We start from the raw sequence: 17,160 nt of genomic DNA, 5'->3' as shown, positions 1-17,160 counted from the left end.
TAAAGATCATACTGACTATAGCAACCCTGAATTTAAATGGTTAAGCTATAGTTATGCCCAGTTTTTACTAAAAAGAAATAGATACTGTAAATAAAATAGATGAAAAGAAATATTGGAAAAGCCATTTGGACAATGGCTTTAAGCACCACCTTATCGGGTGTTTTAGCGCAGCAGCAGCAACCTGCAAAACTAATTGAGAAAGTGGTAAAAAAGGGAGATGAAACTGTGATCCCTTACCAGAAATATGTACTGCAAAATGGCCTTACACTAATCCTTACTGAAGATCATTCAGATCCTATTGCTCATGTTGATGTAACCTATCACGTAGGTTCGGCGCGTGAGGAAATAGGCAAATCGGGCTTCGCGCATTTTTTTGAACACATGATGTTCGAGGGGTCAGACCATGTGAAAAGCGGTGATCATTTTAAAACTGTAAATTCTGTAGGAGGAACATTGAACGGTTCAACTACTTTAGACAGGACTAACTATTATGAAACCGTACCCAGCAATCAGCTTGAAAAAATGCTGTGGCTGGAATCTGACCGTATGGGATTTTTACTGGATGCAGTTACGCGCCCAAAATTTGAAATTCAGCGCTCAACCGTAAAAAACGAACGCGGCCAAAATTATGATAACAGGCCATATGGACTGGCCTCTGAAGCACTATCTAAAGCGTTGTACCCTTATGGCCATCCTTACTCATGGCTAACTATTGGTTATATCGAGGATTTGAATAAGGTTGATGTCAATGATCTGAAACGTTTCTTTATGCGCTGGTATGGGCCAAATAACGCAACCTTAACCATTGGTGGTGATATAGATGTTAAACAAACCCTGGCTTGGGTTGAAAAATACTTTGGCTCTATTCCGCGCGGCCCAGAGGTGAAAAATGTAACGTTGCCGGCACCTGTATTAGCAAGTAACAGGTATGTATCATTCACTGATAATTATGCCAAATTGCCCTTGTTGCTGATTGATTACCCCGGTGTTAAAATGTATGATAAAGATCAGTCGGCCCTTGATGCGCTTTCGTTAATTATTGGTCAGGGTAAAAACTCCATACTGTACAAAAATTTCATCAAGAGCCGTAAAGCAACGGATGCACAGATGTTTTCAACCAATTCGGAGCTTGCCGGTGATATTGCCATAGAAATGATGCCTTTCCTTGGGCAAACAATGGCCGATATGAAAAAATTACTTGATGATTCTTTTACAGAGTTTGAAAAAAGAGGAGTAACCGACGAAGACCTGGAACGTTTTAAAGGCAGCGCCGAAGCTAACTTTATCAATGGGGTGGCAAGTGTTTCTGGTAAGGTAAGTGAACTTGCCGCATCGCAAACATTTACAGGCAACCCTAATCAGATAGGCCGCGAGCTTAATGATATCCGTAAGGTAACCAAAGAAGATGTAATGCGTGTTTATAACCAGTACATAAAAGGTAAAGCAGCCGTTATGCTAAGCGTTTTACCTAAAGGTAGTACATTGCAACCGCTTGCTAAAGATAACTATACATCTGATAGCAAAGGTTATAAAGCTCCTGATTACGGGTATGATAAACTTACCTATCACAAAGCTGTTGATAATTTCGACCGCAATATTCAGCCTCCAACCGGACCTAATCCAGTAGTGAAAGTACCACCGTTTTGGACTGCAAAAACAAGTAACGGTATTAAAATGATAGGTACTTACAACAATGAAATACCTGCTGTTTCTTTATCTATAAAAATTAAGGGCGGCGGCTTGCTGGCGGCTAAAGACCCATTGAAGGCCGGTTTACCAGTAATGGTTGGGCAAATGCTGAACGAGGAAACGGAGAAATATACTGCCGAGCAAATTAACGCGATGCTTGAAAAAATTGGCAGCCACGTTTTCATATATACCTCAGGTGAGGAAACCGTATTTTATGTGTCGTCATTAACCAAATATCTTGATCAGACACTGGCTGTGGTGCAAGAGCGATTATTGCACCCTAAATTTACCCAGGACGTGTTTGATCGTATTAAAAAGCAAGATATTCAGAGTTTGCAGATAGCCAAAACGCAACCTGCCGGTGTTGCCAGCAGTGTATACAATAAAATTTTGTATGGTAAAGATAACGTACGTACCTATGGATTATCGGGCACCGAACAAACTGTAACAAACATTACCCTGGCCGATATACAGGCATATTACGATAATTATTTCTCTCCGGAGTTGACATCAATAGTTGTAGTTGGCGATGCTAATGAAACAGCCATTAAAGCCAAACTTGCATTTTTAAATAATTGGAAGGGCAAACAAGTTGATGTTCCTGCAGCAACGGCCAATGGCCCTGCAGCTAATGGAGATAAAATTTATTTGGTGGATATTCCGCATGCTGCTCAATCTGAAATCAGGGTGGGATATTTAACTGGGTTAAACTTTGATGCCACCGGCACTTATTATCGTTTAGGATTAACCAACTATATTCTTGGCGGCAGTTTTGACAGCCATTTAAATATGGACCTGCGCGAAGAAAAAGGCTGGACGTATGGCGCCAGCTCAGGCTTTGCATCTGGTAACTACGGCGGCAGTTTTACAGCATCGGCTGGCGTACGTGCATCTGCTACGGATAGTGCTGTAGTGGCATTTGTGAAGGATATAAAAACTTACGCAGAAAAGGGGATCACGACATCTGAACTGGCTTTTACCAAAAGTTCCATAGGGCAAAGCGATGCAAGGAAATATGAAACTAATGACCAAAAAGCCGCTTTTTTAGGCCGTATACAACAGTATGACCTTAAAGCTGATTACGTTGATGAGCAAAACAAAATATTGGCGAATATTACACAAAATGAAGTTAATGATCTGGCAAAAAAATATCTGGATGTTAACCACATGGCCATTTTAGTAGTAGGTGATAAAGAAAAAGTTATGCCCGGATTACAAAAATTAGGTTATCAGATAGTGGAGCTTGATGCCGATGGAAATACTAAATAAAGTTCGGGTCCAATCTAAACCTGTTTTATATTCATTTTTCACTGAAAAAGAAAAAAATATTAATAAACACCCTGTAAGTCGTCTTACTTACAGGGTGTTATTTTTTGGGGGATTATGCTTTATTAGTGCATGCAGCACTTTACATTATTAACCATTGTAGGCCTCTTGTAAGGCAGTAACATCAACTTTTGTCATTGTCATAAAAGCCTGCGTAACACGTGCAACCTGTTCTGGGCTTCCGTTTTTCAAGGCTTCAAACATAACTGTTGAAGCTACCTGCCATGATACGCCAAATTTATCCTTCAACCAGCCGCATTGGTCAGGTGTGCCGCCTTCTGTGAGCGCAGACCAGTAGTAGTCGACTTCTTCCTGGGTTTCGCAAGGAATCAGCAGTGATACAGCCTCGCTAAAACCAAAACCATGTGCATGGGCACTGTCCATAGCTGCCAACCAGGTTTGGTCAACATGATAATCAGCAAACATGAGTGTGCCCGCTTTATCAGGCCCCATATCTTCAGGACGTGGGGCAGTGGTGCCGCGCTTCCCATCTTTAAATACTGAACAGTAAAAGTCAATAGCTTCATTGGCCTTGCCTGCTACCGGCTCGGTGAACAGAAGAGAAGGTACAATCACCGGCCTTTCCTCGCCGGCTGGGTTGGTCAGGATCAGCTGCCAGGATACACCGTATTTATCACTCACCCAGCCATAGCGTTCGCTGAATGGATAACGATCCAGAGCCATCAATACCTTTCCGCCTTCTGATAGCTTTGCCCAAACTTCGTCGATACGCTTTGCAGCGTCAGGATCGCGTGATAGGTCAAAATTGATCATGAAAGAAATAGAGGGATTAATGTTGCGCCCGTGCCCAGCGCTGATGCCGAAAAAAGGCTGACCGGCAAAGGTAAATTCTACTACTTCGCATTCTCCGCCACCCATTGTGAAATGGTTAGCATAACTTACAGCTGAATCAGGCATTAAGGTTGCATAAAATTCGGCAGCCTCTTTGGCTTTATCCTGGTCGAACCAGATGTGTGGTTTGATAGGTAACATAGTAATGGATTTTAGTGTATTATAATTAATAATGGTACAGGTTAATTGTTTTGATAGATTGCACTTCCGTCTAATACTTCACGGTCATATGCGGTATCAATATATGAACTCATCGTTTTGATCAGGTCATCTTCAAAATAATAAATATCACAAAAATATTGTCGGTAAGCCTTCCCTTTTAAAGTTTCGGCTTCAATGATACCTTCGGCAGCGGCTTTAGCACCATCTACTAAAAGGGTATTTATAGTTATTTTAACTGAATTATTCTTCAGAGGTGCTTCACTGCAGCATTTCAAAAAGTCATCTTTACCATGAATTGGTTTACTTCCAATAATCTGCCAGGTAACATCATTATGGAGATGTGTAGCCAAAAGTTCAAGATCATTTTTTTCAAATGCTTTGTTAATTGCTGTAACGAGCTGATAATAATTCATTTTCATGATTAGCTTATTTGGTTAACTCAAAAATAGGAGGTTCTTCACCATACAAAAAGGGGGGATCATGACATTTTAAGGGCAAATTGCGACAGCATTCAAAGATCATTCGCGAGAGACAATAAGGTTATCATCTAAATGATGTGCCGGCTTTATGAATTTAACTATTCTGCTTATCTAATTGGTTAAATAGTATCAAGACTATAAAGAATATTGTGTTAATGCGTAATATATTATGAACTTATGTGCCACACATTGCAAAGTCTTCTTAATTTCACAGGCAAAGTGCAATTTTGAAACTAAATAAATAATACAACCCCCAACTTCTACCGGCATTCATGACCAATTCAATTAATAAGATACCTGAGATCCAGCTCAGAGCTTTCCGGGCAATAAATGAACCCCGAACCTGTGAACAATTTGTAAAAGGGCACACCGATGTTTTAGCGAGTATAGGCGTTACCAAGGTTACGTCATCTAAAAATGAATGGACCGAAGACCCAGCCGTTTTCGTGATCGTAGTAGAATCTTTGGATAGTCAGGAAGTTTATGGCGGCGCCCGCGTACATGTTTCTTCCGGAAAAAATCTGCTGCCTATTGAATCGGCAACCAAAGATATGGACCCCTATGTATTGCAATTAGTTGCCGATCACGCCCGCAAGGGTACCGGTGAGGTGTGCGGCCTGTGGAATTCTCCATATTTAGCCGGCTACGGAATAGGTTCACCTTTGCTTATCCGGGCAGGTGTAGCCATATCGACTCAAATTGGGATAGAGTCACTTTTTGCGCTCTGTGCCCCCTATACGGTAAAGGCGGTTGTTAACTGCGGTATGGTTTTAGAAGAAAGTATAGGCAATAAAGGTACCTTTTATTATCCAAAGCTTGATTTAGTAGCAACGGCAATGGTTTTAAAAAATGTTGCTGATCTGCATCTGGCGTTGGATGAAGATAAAGAAGCAATACAGCACATGAGAAATGATCCTAACGATTTTCAACTGTTTGAATTGAAGCAAAAAGAGATCATGATAGATTTTAAACTTAGTATACCGGGCCTTGACCAATGGCAATTACCTACACCAGGGAATTCATAAGCGGTTTGGCCTAAAATTACTTTAACACGAACTATTTTTTCAATATTTAAATTTACTCTAACTTATTTCTGCTTTTCCCGTATAGCAGATGATAATAATTTCTGTGATGAAACAATTATTAACCGAACGAGCTAAACTAACAACGTCAAAAGATATTCATAAACCTGTTTTTTTTAGGTTAACAAATGCAGAGGACAAGGCAAAACTGCAACGGTTGCTTGAAGAAAACAAGTATATAACCGTATGTGACGAAATAGAGGGGCAATTGCGCGAACTCATCAAAAGCCTTAATCCTGCTATTAAGATCAAGACCGAAGAATATCCTCCGCTTATTGAAAAGCATATTTCTACAACAGCTATGGAGGATTATGGAGTATGGGTTTATTACCCCTGGAGCCAGCGGTTGGTGCATCTTTTAGATGAAGAAGAATTTGTAGCGGTACGTACCAACAGAAACCAGTATAAAATAACCAAAGCCGAATCGGCGATACTAACTACCAAGAAGATTGGTATCATCGGGCTTTCGGTAGGACAATCAATTGCACTTACCTTAGCCATGGAACGTGGTTTTGGCGAACTCCGGCTGGCTGATTTTGATGAACTGGAGTTGAGTAACCTGAATCGGATACGTACAGGAGTACAAAACCTGGGTTTGCCCAAAGTAGTGATCACAGCCCGCGAAATTGCCGAAATTGATCCTTTCCTGAATGTAACCTGCTTTTTTGAAGGATTGAACACAGACAATATGGATGATTTTTTCACGGGTAACGGAAAACTCGATGTGCTGGTTGATGAGTGCGATGGGTTGGACATGAAGATCATATCACGTTTTAAGGCCCGGGAATTGAAAATTCCGGTAGTGATGGATACCAGCGACCGCGGAATGCTTGATGTTGAACGTTTTGATCTTGAGCCGGAACGCCCGGTTTTGCATGGCCTTGTTGAAAATGTGAATACCGAAACCATTAAAGACCTTACTAACGAGGAAAAAGTTCCGATAGTGCTGCAGATGCTGGGTATTGAAAATGTTTCACTACGCATAAAAGCATCAATGATCGAAGTTGAACAAACGATCAATACCTGGCCTCAGTTGGCCAGTTCAGTTGTGTTGGGCGGAGCTGTAGGTGCCGATACCTGCAGGCGCATATTATTGAACCAGTTTCATGATTCGGGCAGGTATTATGTTGACCTTGACGAGATCATTGCGGATAAAGCACCTAAGATTCAACCGATAGAAGTACCGGTTAATCCTTTTTTACCCCTTGCAGAAGAGGAAATGGATCTGCTGGCCAGCCGTTATCAGCCACAAAACGATCCTGAGACCATTGTGCCCGACCTTGCATTGATAAAAGAATTTGTTACAGCCGCCTGCGCAGCGCCTTCTACTGGAAATGATCAACCGTGGAAATGGCGGTATCAATCGGGCGTGTTATTTCTTTTTCATGACCAGTTCAGGTCGTTTTCTTTTGGAGACTTCCATAAAAATGCCTCTTTTATATCATTTGGCGCAGCCTTTGAAAACCTTTACATTCATGCGCAAAATAAGGGAATTGAGGCTTTCTATGAATTTATGCCCGACAAAGAATCGGAGGAATTAGTAGCGGCTATTCGTTTCAAAACCAGTGTGAAAACACCAGAGCCTGAGATTATCAGCCTGGACAGCGTTATTTTTAAAAGGCATACTAACCGCAATCCTGCACCAAAAACACCCGTTACGGATAATGTTCTGGAGCGCCTTGCCGCCATCACAGAAACTATTCCGGGTGCGCGTTTTCAATATTTTACAGATGAAAATGAGTTAAAGGAGCTTGGAGATATTATTGGTGCTTGCGATAGGGCAAGACTTTTAAACCCAGGCGGGCATCATGATTTTATTCATCATGAAATGAGATGGACCCCGGAAGAAGCGTTGGACAAAAAAGATGGTATCGATGTACAAACACTTGGTTTTAGCAACGGACAGCTTGCAGCCTTAAGTATGATCAGAAATGAGAGAGTGATTCAAACCATAAATCAACTGGAGGGTGGCTACGGCTTTGATTCGCTGGCGAAAAAAATTGTAAAAACCGCATCTGCCTTGTGTATGATAACCCTTCCGAAATATAACTGGCTGAATTTTTTTGAAGGCGGGCGCGCCATGGAACGTTTTTGGCTGGAGGCTACCAGGCTTAACCTGGCCGTTCATCCGGTGATTTCTCCATTTTATCTGTTTTCAAGAATACTTCATGGCAACGGAGAAGGGCTTAGTCCAAGGGTTAAACAGGAACTTACCACATTAAGAAAACGTTTTGATGAATTGGCTCATTTAGGAGATCAGCGTGCTGAAGTGTTTTTTACCAAAATAGCTATCGCGGAAGAACCTGCTATTAAATCATACAGGTTACCATTGGAACAAGTATTAACAGCAAATAAATTTTAATAAGGATGTTCCGCTATAATTCACCTTATCCTGATCGGATTATTTTTTGAACATGAAGAAACACCTGTTTTTGTATATCTTATTTCAGTTTATCGCTATATGCAATTGCATGGGCCAGAAAATCATTCATTTCAATGGAGAGAATAAGATTATCGGGCAATACGTTTCAATCCTTGAAGATTCTACAAATCGTAAGGATCTTCAGTCGGTGATCAAATCGCCTCATTTTACAATGTCGCATACGCAGGTGCCCAATTTGAAATTAAGTACCTCTGATTTCTGGCTGCGTTTTACAATTAAAAATGAAAGCCAGAGCGAGTTACTACTATTAAACCTGGAATATCCAACGCTTGAGCTCTGTTCGTTCTATTACCCTGTTAATGGTGTTTATTATTCCAAAACGTTGAGTGATACCCTGATGTTTAACGACCGCAAATACAAACACCAGGATTTTATTTTTGATGCTCAAATTCCGAAGGATAGTACGGTTACCTTCTACCTGAGGGTTAGAAGCAATGAACAGATGGTACTTCCGCTGGTAATTGGTACACCGCAAAAGATAGCTGAACTAAAATTATCACATGATATGTTTTGGGGCGGACTGGTGGGGTTATTGCTTGTTATGACTCTTTATAACGCCTTCGTATTTCTTTCTACAAGAGATATTAGTTACTTGTATTATGTGTGTTATACGGTGTTGATCTGTTTAACTCAAACATCGCTATCTGGCTACACCTATCGTTTTTTATTTGCTGATTCACCAGAAGTTTTTAATGCAGGTATTATTTTGTTTCCAGCACTGGCGGGTATTGCGCTGTTGCTTTTTACAGAATCTTTTCTGGGTGTAAGTGAAAAAATACCATTGATGGGTAAAGTGTTTAAATTCATCATGCTGTTTTATGTAGTGGCCATGGCAGGGCGCTTGCTTGGCTTTAAGCACACCAGCTACCGGATGATTGATATATGCGCGCTGTTATTAACGGTTTGTGTTTATATAGTGGTTGTTAGGCTTGCCATTAAAGGTTTTAGACCCGCCCGACTTTTTTTACTGGCATGGACAATGTTTTTGGTGGGGGTCATTTTATTTGTTTTAAGAAATTTAGGAGTATTGCCCTATAATAACCTAACCAATTACACCATGCAGACCGGCACGGCATTAGAAGTAACCTTACTATCTCTTGCACTTGCCGACAGGATAAACATCTTTAAAGCCGATAAGGAAAAATCGCAGGCAGAAACGGTAAGCGCATTGCAGGAAAATGAGCGGATAATCCGGGAGCAGAATGCTATGTTGGAGCACAAAGTACAAGAGCGTACAGGCGAGCTGATTGCCTCCAATGGTGAATTGAACCGGGCCCTTGATGATCTTAAGCAAACACAATCACAGCTGGTTGAAGCTGAAAAGATGGCCTCATTAGGTCAGCTTACTGCAGGAATTGCGCATGAAATTAATAACCCGATAAATTTTGTAAGCTCCAATATAAAGCCCCTGAAAAGAGATATAGATATGGTTTTAGATGCCATAACCGAGATTGAAAATATCGGTTTGTCTGCTATTCCTGCAGAGGAAAAGAAAAAACAATTGAAGGCATATAAGGATGAGAATGATTTTGATTATGTATTGGCCGAAATAAAGCATTTATTGAAAGGGATCAATGAAGGAGCCAGCCGTACCACCGAAATTGTAAAAGGGTTGAAAATATTCTCGAGGTTGGACGAGGATAATCTTAAATCTGCCGATTTGAATGAAGGAATGGAATCTACTATTCTGATTGCCAACAATATGCTTCATGGTATTGAGGTTATTAAAAGTTATTCTGAACTTCCGAAAGTTGAGTGCTTTGCCGGTAAACTTAACCAGGTGTTTTTAAATATTATCTCTAACGCGGCATATGCCGTCCGGAAAAAGTATGGAGAAGCGCCTGGAGCCGAAATTGAGATTACAAGTACCTCGGATGATCAATATGCCATCTTCAGCATTAAAGATAATGGTATAGGCATGAGCGAAACTACCAAAAACAAAATATTTGAACCTTTTTTTACAACGAAAGAAGTAGGGGAAGGTACCGGGCTTGGAATGTCTATTGCCTATAACACCATTAAAAAGCACCATGGGAAAATACTGGTGGATAGTTATTTAGATGAAGGGACAGAGTTTACCATATATATACCGTTAGTAGCCGACTGGAGTATTGTGGAATGAAAAATTTGATCAAATAATTGTAAATTATATATTGAAATATTTTGTAGATTTAGATTAACCTATGCCCACAAAAATTAACATATTATATATCGATGATGAACCAGAAAACCTGGTAGGGTTCAAAGCCACCTTACGGATGGACTATCAGGTATTTACTGCATCGAATATACCAGATGCGCTTGCTCATCTGGAAAACAACCCTGATATACGCGTAGTTTTCTGCGATCAGCGGATGCCGGGAATAACCGGAGTAGAATTTTTTGAACAAATATGTACCAGCTACCCATTGCCGGTACGAATTCTTCTAACTGCTTATAATGATATTGGTTCCATGATTGATGCTATCAATAAGGGCAATATCTTCAGGTACGTAACAAAACCATGGAATGAAGCTGAAGTGGTATCGGCCATAGAGGAAGCCAATAAATTTTATTTGGCTAACTCGATGCTACTGGTTAAGAACGATGAATTGCAAAAAGCCTATAATGAGCTTAATAAGTTTGCTTACAGCGTAAGTCATGATATCAGGGGCCCCATATCAGGTATCCTGGGAGCAATTGATGTAGCTCGTGGTATTGACGATTTGCAAGAGGTAAAAGAAATGTTGTACCTCATGGAAAAGTCATTGAAAAAACTTGATGCCTATGTGATCAGCATGCATGATTATTATAATTTGCAACGGGGCGAACTTCATATTGATAGCATTGATTTTAACAAGATCATTGAAGAAATGAAGGCCATATACAACGTTGTATCTATGGTAAAAGGTGTCAATTTTACAGCGGTTGTAAAGCAGAATGAGGTATTTAGAGGGGATGAAGTGCCTATTAAACTGATCTTGAATAACCTGCTCTCAAACGCCTTTAAGTATCAGGACAAAAACAGTAAAAATAAATCTGTTGATGTTTGTATAGAAGTGGAGAACAACATGGTTACCATACATGTGAAAGACACGGGTATCGGTATCTTAGGTACTCATGTGGGAGAGATTTTTAACCTTTTTTACCGGGCTAATTCGCAGGAGTCTGGTTCCGGTTTTGGGTTATATAATGTAAAAAGCGCATTGCTTAAACTTAATGGTCAAATAGAAGTGAGCTCTGTAATGCATAAAGGTACTACGTTTAAAGTAAATATCCCCTCAGTTTAAATTAAATGAAACTTTCGTACATGCTCATCGATGAAAATGACCTTGACCGCTTTGTGGTACGAAAGGTTATTGAACAAACGGATGATCGCTTCGGTAATATAAAAACGATGAATAACGCAAGGGATGCCTTGAAGGATATCGAAACCAAATCCGAAGAAACAAACGATATTACGCTGATTTTTCTGGATTTGTATATGCCTTTAATCAATGGATTTCAATTTGTACAGGAATTTGAGAAGCTGCCATCTTTTGTTCGTGAAAAATATCTGATTTATGCATTGACCGCATCCATTGATCATAATGATCATTCCCGCATGATGCGATTTGATTCGGTTCGGGATATAGTTGAAAAGCCTTTAACCAAAAGCAAATTGACAGGTATTTTACAGGAATTGGATACAGTTACAAAATGATTCAGGAAAGGAGTCTTTGCCTCAGCATAAATTCCAACTGATCGTTTGATACCGCAAGCTTATCATTTGTTTCTTTTAAAAGTTTATTTTCCAGGTATTTTTGGTATGCTGCATTAATTACCGAGATCACCTCATCCTCGTTCCAGGGTTTGGTTAAATAATGAAATATTTTCCCTTTATTAATGGCTTCAACTATGGCTACCATATCTGCATATCCTGTAAGTAGTATTCTCATAGGGTCGGGATATTTTTCCAATATTTGTCCCAAAAAGTCCACTCCGGTCATACCCGGCATCCGCTGATCGGTAATAATAATCACAATGGGATGTTCTTCCAATATTTTTAAGGCGTCTGTTCCGCTGATAGCGGTAAATACCTTATACTTGATCCTAAAGGCAGCCTTGAAGGAAACGAGGTTGTTTTCCTCATCGTCGACATATAATACACTAATCTTTTCTGAAGTCATGACTGTTCCTGCTAATGTAAGGATTCCCAAAAGTACTCATAAGTCAAAAATCGTGCAAATCTGATCAATTGGGGAAATAATATTAGGTTGAATTTGGCGATTTGTTTTAAGATACACTTTTTCATCATGCAGTTTTTGTTGTTGGGTGTAAAAAAATTCTCCAAATCGGCGTGAAGCATCATTTTCGGATAAGAAAATTAGTTGGCAATTATTATGATGCAAAATTTACTTCGATCAACCTTGATTGTTTTTGTAACTGTACTCATTGGCTCATGCCGCAAAACCGAAATTAAGCCAGGGACTGCAACAAGTATACCTGTAACTAAAGGGCTATATATATTGAATGTGGGGCAAATTGGTGAAAGCTCGCTCTCCTTATATGATTTGGATACAAAACAATATATGCCTGATCAGTATCTAACCATTAATGGCAAACCTTTAGGACTCACAGCAAATGACATGGAGATATACGGTTCAAAAATGTATATCGCGGTCACCAATTCAAATGTTGTGGATGTTGTAAACCCTAAAACCGGAAAGCTGATCAAACAGGATAGTTTGCTTAATGCCACAATTGAATCTCCCTGGTTTAATTATAATAAACAGCCCAGAAGCATGGCCTTTTATAAAAGTAACGTTTATATAAGCTGTTATGATGGCACAGTTGCGGTCATGGACACTACAACCTTATCAGTAAGCACCAAAATTACTTTGCCGGGATTTTTTTACCAGGAAGGACTTGTTGTGCAGAATAATAAGTTATATGTGGCAGATTCAGGCTTCGGGGTTACCAATACGGTATCTGTGGTTGACCTGGCAACCAATAAGGAGATAAAAAGGATAGGCGTAATCCCTTATCCCGTAAGTTTAGCAGCAGATGCTTACGGTAATGTTTATGTGTTTTCAAGTTACACCGATGATTTTCAGAACTATATTGTAAGCCCTGGTGGGGTAACCATTATCGACAGTAATACCGATAGCGTAAAGCCAGCCATAATAACTGGCAAAGGGACTGTAGAGAAAAGCAGTATTCCGATTAGCATAAACGGCGATTTAATTTATTACGCTACGGGGGATAATAAAATAGCTGTATATAACGCCAAAACCCAGACTCGGGTAACTGATAGTTTTGTTACCGATGGCACAGCTATTCAATACCCTTATTCTATATGTGCAAATCCTGTAAGCGGTGAGGTTTATGTGGGAGATGCTAAAGACGGTTTATCGAATGGGTTAGTTGATATTTTTGACCGAACAGGTAAGTTAGAATATTCATTTGCTACAGGTACTTATCCGGTAAAGATCAAATTACAGGATTAAGAATGCCTGGCTCCAATATTCTGACCGATCCAATAAAGCAAAGAGGTGGCAGTTGGACTGTGTTTTATATTATTGTTTTACTAACAGTTCTTCAATTATTTGTAGGCTTGTTCACTAATGGATTTGCTCTGTCGCAGGAGGAGGCTATGTGGCATTACATTGGCCGCAACTGGTTTAGATATGGTCTTGTGCCATATAGTGGGGGTGCTGATAATAAATCACCCCTATTTTATGTGATATTTGGCTTATCAGATTGGCTTTTCGGTGTAAATTATTGGTTTCCACGAGTACTTGGAACCATTGTACAGTCGGTTGGCTTATTCTATATTTATAAAATCGCTGTTAGGATTTCCGGAAAACGAGCAGGGGTGTTTACTCTTTCGTTATTTGGGCTTTCTGTATTATGGCATGGCGCCGATGGGAGGTATGTTTCTTTCACAGAAACGTATGAGGTAGTTTGCAATATCCTGTCATTTTATTTCTTGATATGCTCGAAAAATAATGACAAGGCTTTTTTAAGCGGCTTTATTGCCGCAATTGGATTAGGTTTTCGATTATCGGCCATTTTCGTTATCTGTACCTTACTGATTACTGCGCTTTATAAAGGCCGGAAGGCTACTTTACGATTTTGTAGTGGCATTTTAGTTGGTATAGGAACTTTGGTTCTTTTTGTGCATTTCACGGGGATAAATTTCAAGGATATCGCGTTTTACATGTTTGAGGATAATTTTGGGCCCGGTAGCATAAATAATAGTGATTTAGTTACCAGAATGGTTCAATTCCATAATATGTTCTTTTACTCAGAGATCATATTGTTTTATCCCCTCATACTGGTTTATATTTTTATCAAAAAAAAGATTGACTGGCTGTTGCTATGGATAATTTTTGTTTTTATAGGTATAAACGTTGTTGGTAATTATGCCCGTGTCGATCTGAAAGAACTGATACCAGCTGTATCGCTTGCCGGAGGTCTGTCGCTTGCTCACTTGATCAATGCCTTTAAAATCTCCATGCGAAATGTAATGCTGATCATATGGATCTGTTTTTCGCCCAAAACGGTTGAACCCATCGTTAACGTGGGGAGGTTGTTCAGTGGTGAATTTCAATTCGCCAGGAACTTTTGCCATGAACCATATATTGAGCCTGATGAAAGCGCGAGCAGGCAATTAGGCTTATGGGTAAAAGCCAATACCAACCAATATGATAAAGTATATGTAGCTGGGTTTGGTTCGCAGGTACAGGCATATTCGGAAAGGATATCTCCAAGTATCTATTTTAATGTTACGCAAACCAAGGTAGCCAAACAGCGACTATTTCAGGATCTGAGAAGAAGTAAAGCAGAGATGATACTTGTACCGTTATTTCCTGAATATAAGCAGTGGGTTGATCAGGATCTGAGACTTTTTATTGATAGCCTTACCAACAAGAATTACGTATCGGTTCAATGTATGTTTAACTACAACGTCTTCAGGCTCAAAGCTGGTGAAGGAAACTAAATGCGATTATTGAGAGTTCGGGAATGTATCTGTTGTTTGTTGGCCTTCTGAACAAAGTTAAATAAGCCTTTTAAACAAAGCATAGGGTTTAAAACAGGCTTAGTTTTGTGCTGTTAATTAATAATCAAATTAAAACAGCATTATGTCATTACAATCATTCAGAATATTAGGTAAATCCGGACTGAGAGTAAGTCCACTTTGTTTAGGTGCTATGACCTTTGGCGAAGACTGGGGGTGGGGAGCAAGCGTAGTAGAAAGCACCAAACTCATTAATAACTATGTAGAAAAAGGTGGCAACTTTATTGATACAGCCAATATCTATACTAACAATCATTCGGAAAAAATCATAGGTGATGTTATTGGTAAAAACTCATCATTACGTACGCAAACAGTTATAGCTACAAAGTTTGCTAATAACGTTTTTCCCGGTAACCCCAACACTTGTGGCACAGGAAACAGGGCATTGATGACCAATCTTGAAGCATCATTACGCAGGTTGCAAACAGATTATATTGATCTGTACTGGATACATTCCTGGGATTTTTTAACACCGATGGAGGAAACTATGCGCTCGCTCGATAATGCGGTAAAAAGTGGAAAAATACGTTACATAGGTATCAGCGATGCTCCGGCCTGGAAAATTGCACAAGCACAAACAGCTGCCTGGTTTAAAGACTGGACCCCATTTATAGGTTTGCAGATAGAGTATTCACTAATGCAACGTACGGTAGAAGATGAGTTGGTGCCAATGGCGCTGGAGTTGGGTTTAGGTATCACACCCTGGTCGCCATTAAAGGGCGGATTACTATCAGGGAAATATAACCGGAAAAATATGGGAAAGGCTGAAGGCCGCTTTGCCACTCGTAATGGTGGTGCAGAACTGACCGAGAAACAGTTGAGTATTATTGATGAACTGGAGCGTTTAGCTGAAGTACACAGCACTACGCCTGCAGCTATTGCACTTTCATGGGTAAATAATAAGCCAGGTGTTACCTCAACTATTATAGGTGTACGTACTGCGGAACAATTGGAAGCAAATATTGCTGCCACAGATATACATTTATCTGCCGAGGAGGTTGCATCGCTCAACCAACTTTCTACACCGCCCGCTACTTTTCTTTCTGAGTATAAAGACATGATACCTATGATGCAGCATGGTGGTGTGGAGATAAATGGGTTTAAACCGGCGCCTGTTCCGTTGATAGCAAATATGCAACCTGGTAAATATTGATTTTATCATAAATTTGCATGATGATCAGCCATACTATTCAGGCCGTTTCAAAGGCCAATATTTTTTTGACTTGTACAGAGGGGAAATACCACAGTAATCAACTTGTTGTTCAAAAGAATACGCTGATCAGGATGCTGTCGGGCGAGATGAGGATCATCTTACCCGACAGCACACTTATTGTAGGAGCCGGCGATACCATCTTTTTTCCGCGATTGGAGCTGGCTAAAATAATGAAATTACCTAAAGATGGTCAGCCTTATAAATCTGCGGCAATCTATTTTACACCCGAATCCGTGCAGCATTATTTTGCTAAATATCACCTTAAACCAGAAACCGGCGACCATAAACTAGGTATAAGTTTATTGAATCCACATCCGCTGCTTGAGAGCTTGTTCAATTCCTTACTGCCTTACTTTGACCTCAAGAACGAATTACCCGAAAATATTGCCGAGGGAAAGATAGATGAAGCAATATCTATTCTGAAAGAAATGGATGTGCGCTTATTTAATACTTTGAGCCACTTTGGAGAACCCGGAAAGATTAACCTGACTGAGTTTATGGAAAAGAACTACATGTTCAATATGCCGATGGATCAATTCGGCTACCTTACCGGCCGAAGCCTGACAACGTTTAAACGCGATTTCAAGAAAGCATTTTACACTACTCCGCAAAAATGGCTCACACAAAAACGCTTAGAACTGGCCCATTATCAACTCACTGAAAAGAAACGAAAAGCCGCAGATATTTATATGGAAGTAGGTTTTGAAAACCTGTCGCATTTTTCATACGCCTTCAAAAAACAGTTTGGCTACTCTCCGTCAATGCTTTCTGCTTAATATTATTGGTCAATTATTTTGTCACGTTATGTGATTAATTAGGAGGTGAGTTCAAGTTTATTCCATGAAGCAATTATAATGGGGGGAGAAAGTGTT

13 protein-coding genes are annotated in these 17,160 nt (G+C 39.9%); 10 read left to right on the top strand and 3 right to left on the bottom strand.

Features of this window, described 5'->3' with window-relative positions; genetic code table 11:
- Positions 1-99 precede the first annotated feature (99 nt).
- Positions 100-2,958 (top strand): M16 family metallopeptidase, encoded by a 2,859-nt coding sequence (locus QWZ01_RS09750; protein WP_290323123.1) that lies wholly within the window; start codon positions 100-102, stop codon positions 2,956-2,958.
- Positions 2,959-3,105: 147 nt separating this feature from the next.
- On the opposite strand, the gene QWZ01_RS09745 is transcribed toward QWZ01_RS09750, so the two are convergent.
- Both QWZ01_RS09745 and QWZ01_RS09740 read right to left on the bottom strand, forming a co-directional pair.
- Positions 3,106-4,008: a VOC family protein gene (locus QWZ01_RS09745; protein ID WP_290323122.1), complete on the bottom strand. Its 903-nt coding sequence runs from the start codon at positions 4,006-4,008 to the stop codon at positions 3,106-3,108.
- 41 nt (positions 4,009-4,049) lie between these two features.
- Positions 4,050-4,448, bottom strand: a complete 399-nt coding sequence (locus tag QWZ01_RS09740) for a nuclear transport factor 2 family protein (RefSeq protein WP_290323121.1) — start codon at positions 4,446-4,448, stop codon at positions 4,050-4,052.
- A 332-nt stretch (positions 4,449-4,780) separates the two neighbouring features.
- On the opposite strand from QWZ01_RS09740, the gene QWZ01_RS09735 reads away from it, so the two are divergent.
- The 5 genes from QWZ01_RS09735 to QWZ01_RS09715 all read left to right on the top strand — a co-directional run bounded on the left by QWZ01_RS09735 (position 4,781) and on the right by QWZ01_RS09715 (position 11,715).
- Entirely contained in the window at positions 4,781-5,533 is a 753-nt protein-coding gene (locus tag QWZ01_RS09735) for a hypothetical protein (RefSeq protein WP_290323120.1), read from the top strand.
- Positions 5,534-5,639: 106 nt separating this feature from the next.
- Positions 5,640-7,952, top strand: a complete 2,313-nt coding sequence (locus QWZ01_RS09730) for an Rv1355c family protein (protein WP_290323119.1) — start codon at positions 5,640-5,642, stop codon at positions 7,950-7,952.
- A gap of 109 nt (positions 7,953-8,061) precedes the next feature.
- A complete protein-coding gene (locus QWZ01_RS09725) occupies positions 8,062-10,155 on the top strand; it encodes a sensor histidine kinase (RefSeq protein ID WP_290323118.1) in 2,094 nt (697 codons plus the stop codon).
- A 61-nt stretch (positions 10,156-10,216) separates the two neighbouring features.
- Positions 10,217-11,302, top strand: coding sequence for a hybrid sensor histidine kinase/response regulator (locus tag QWZ01_RS09720; protein ID WP_290323117.1), 1,086 nt, complete (start codon positions 10,217-10,219; stop codon positions 11,300-11,302).
- Positions 11,303-11,307: 5 nt separating this feature from the next.
- A complete protein-coding gene (locus tag QWZ01_RS09715) occupies positions 11,308-11,715 on the top strand; it encodes a response regulator (RefSeq protein WP_290323116.1) in 408 nt (135 codons plus the stop codon).
- Position 11,716: 1 nt separating this feature from the next.
- Here QWZ01_RS09715 and QWZ01_RS09710 read toward each other — a convergent pair whose 3' ends face one another.
- On the bottom strand, positions 11,717-12,181 hold the full coding sequence (locus QWZ01_RS09710) for a response regulator (protein ID WP_290323115.1): 465 nt from the start codon (positions 12,179-12,181) through the stop codon (positions 11,717-11,719).
- Between the two features lie 213 nt (positions 12,182-12,394).
- Here QWZ01_RS09710 and QWZ01_RS09705 point away from each other — a divergent pair, with 213 nt between their 5' ends.
- The 4 genes from QWZ01_RS09705 to QWZ01_RS09690 all read left to right on the top strand — a co-directional run bounded on the left by QWZ01_RS09705 (position 12,395) and on the right by QWZ01_RS09690 (position 17,064).
- Complete coding sequence (locus QWZ01_RS09705) at positions 12,395-13,501, top strand: YncE family protein (protein WP_290323114.1); 1,107 nt, start codon at positions 12,395-12,397, stop codon at positions 13,499-13,501.
- 2 nt (positions 13,502-13,503) lie between these two features.
- Positions 13,504-14,997, top strand: a complete 1,494-nt coding sequence (locus QWZ01_RS09700; RefSeq protein ID WP_290323113.1) for an ArnT family glycosyltransferase — start codon at positions 13,504-13,506, stop codon at positions 14,995-14,997.
- Positions 14,998-15,139: 142 nt separating this feature from the next.
- Positions 15,140-16,228 (top strand): aldo/keto reductase, encoded by a 1,089-nt coding sequence (locus QWZ01_RS09695; protein WP_290323112.1) that lies wholly within the window; start codon positions 15,140-15,142, stop codon positions 16,226-16,228.
- Positions 16,229-16,245: 17 nt separating this feature from the next.
- Complete coding sequence (locus QWZ01_RS09690) at positions 16,246-17,064, top strand: AraC family transcriptional regulator (RefSeq protein ID WP_290323111.1); 819 nt, start codon at positions 16,246-16,248, stop codon at positions 17,062-17,064.
- Positions 17,065-17,160 lie beyond the last annotated feature (96 nt).

It is taken from the genome of Mucilaginibacter aquaedulcis (genome assembly GCF_030409325.1).
GTDB classification, from domain to species: domain Bacteria; phylum Bacteroidota; class Bacteroidia; order Sphingobacteriales; family Sphingobacteriaceae; genus Mucilaginibacter; species Mucilaginibacter aquaedulcis.
The sequence above is the reverse complement of the archived record's forward strand: the minus strand, read 5'-3'. Positions and strand labels throughout refer to the sequence as shown.

What these genes read in the sequence shown, in the direction of transcription:
- QWZ01_RS09750 (WP_290323123.1), top strand. Translation starts at nt 100, where the DNA reads ATGAAAAGAAATATTGGAAAAGCCATTTGGACAATGGCTTTAAGCACC.
- QWZ01_RS09745 (WP_290323122.1), bottom strand. Translation starts at nt 4,008, where the DNA reads ATGTTACCTATCAAACCACACATCTGGTTCGACCAGGATAAAGCCAAA.
- QWZ01_RS09740 (WP_290323121.1), bottom strand. Translation starts at nt 4,448, where the DNA reads ATGAAAATGAATTATTATCAGCTCGTTACAGCAATTAACAAAGCATTT.
- QWZ01_RS09735 (WP_290323120.1), top strand. Translation starts at nt 4,781, where the DNA reads ATGACCAATTCAATTAATAAGATACCTGAGATCCAGCTCAGAGCTTTC.
- QWZ01_RS09730 (WP_290323119.1), top strand. Translation starts at nt 5,640, where the DNA reads ATGAAACAATTATTAACCGAACGAGCTAAACTAACAACGTCAAAAGAT.
- QWZ01_RS09725 (WP_290323118.1), top strand. Translation starts at nt 8,062, where the DNA reads ATGGGCCAGAAAATCATTCATTTCAATGGAGAGAATAAGATTATCGGG.
- QWZ01_RS09720 (WP_290323117.1), top strand. Translation starts at nt 10,217, where the DNA reads ATGCCCACAAAAATTAACATATTATATATCGATGATGAACCAGAAAAC.
- QWZ01_RS09715 (WP_290323116.1), top strand. Translation starts at nt 11,308, where the DNA reads ATGAAACTTTCGTACATGCTCATCGATGAAAATGACCTTGACCGCTTT.
- QWZ01_RS09710 (WP_290323115.1), bottom strand. Translation starts at nt 12,181, where the DNA reads ATGACTTCAGAAAAGATTAGTGTATTATATGTCGACGATGAGGAAAAC.
- QWZ01_RS09705 (WP_290323114.1), top strand. Translation starts at nt 12,395, where the DNA reads ATGATGCAAAATTTACTTCGATCAACCTTGATTGTTTTTGTAACTGTA.
- QWZ01_RS09700 (WP_290323113.1), top strand. Translation starts at nt 13,504, where the DNA reads ATGCCTGGCTCCAATATTCTGACCGATCCAATAAAGCAAAGAGGTGGC.
- QWZ01_RS09695 (WP_290323112.1), top strand. Translation starts at nt 15,140, where the DNA reads ATGTCATTACAATCATTCAGAATATTAGGTAAATCCGGACTGAGAGTA.
- QWZ01_RS09690 (WP_290323111.1), top strand. Translation starts at nt 16,246, where the DNA reads ATGATGATCAGCCATACTATTCAGGCCGTTTCAAAGGCCAATATTTTT.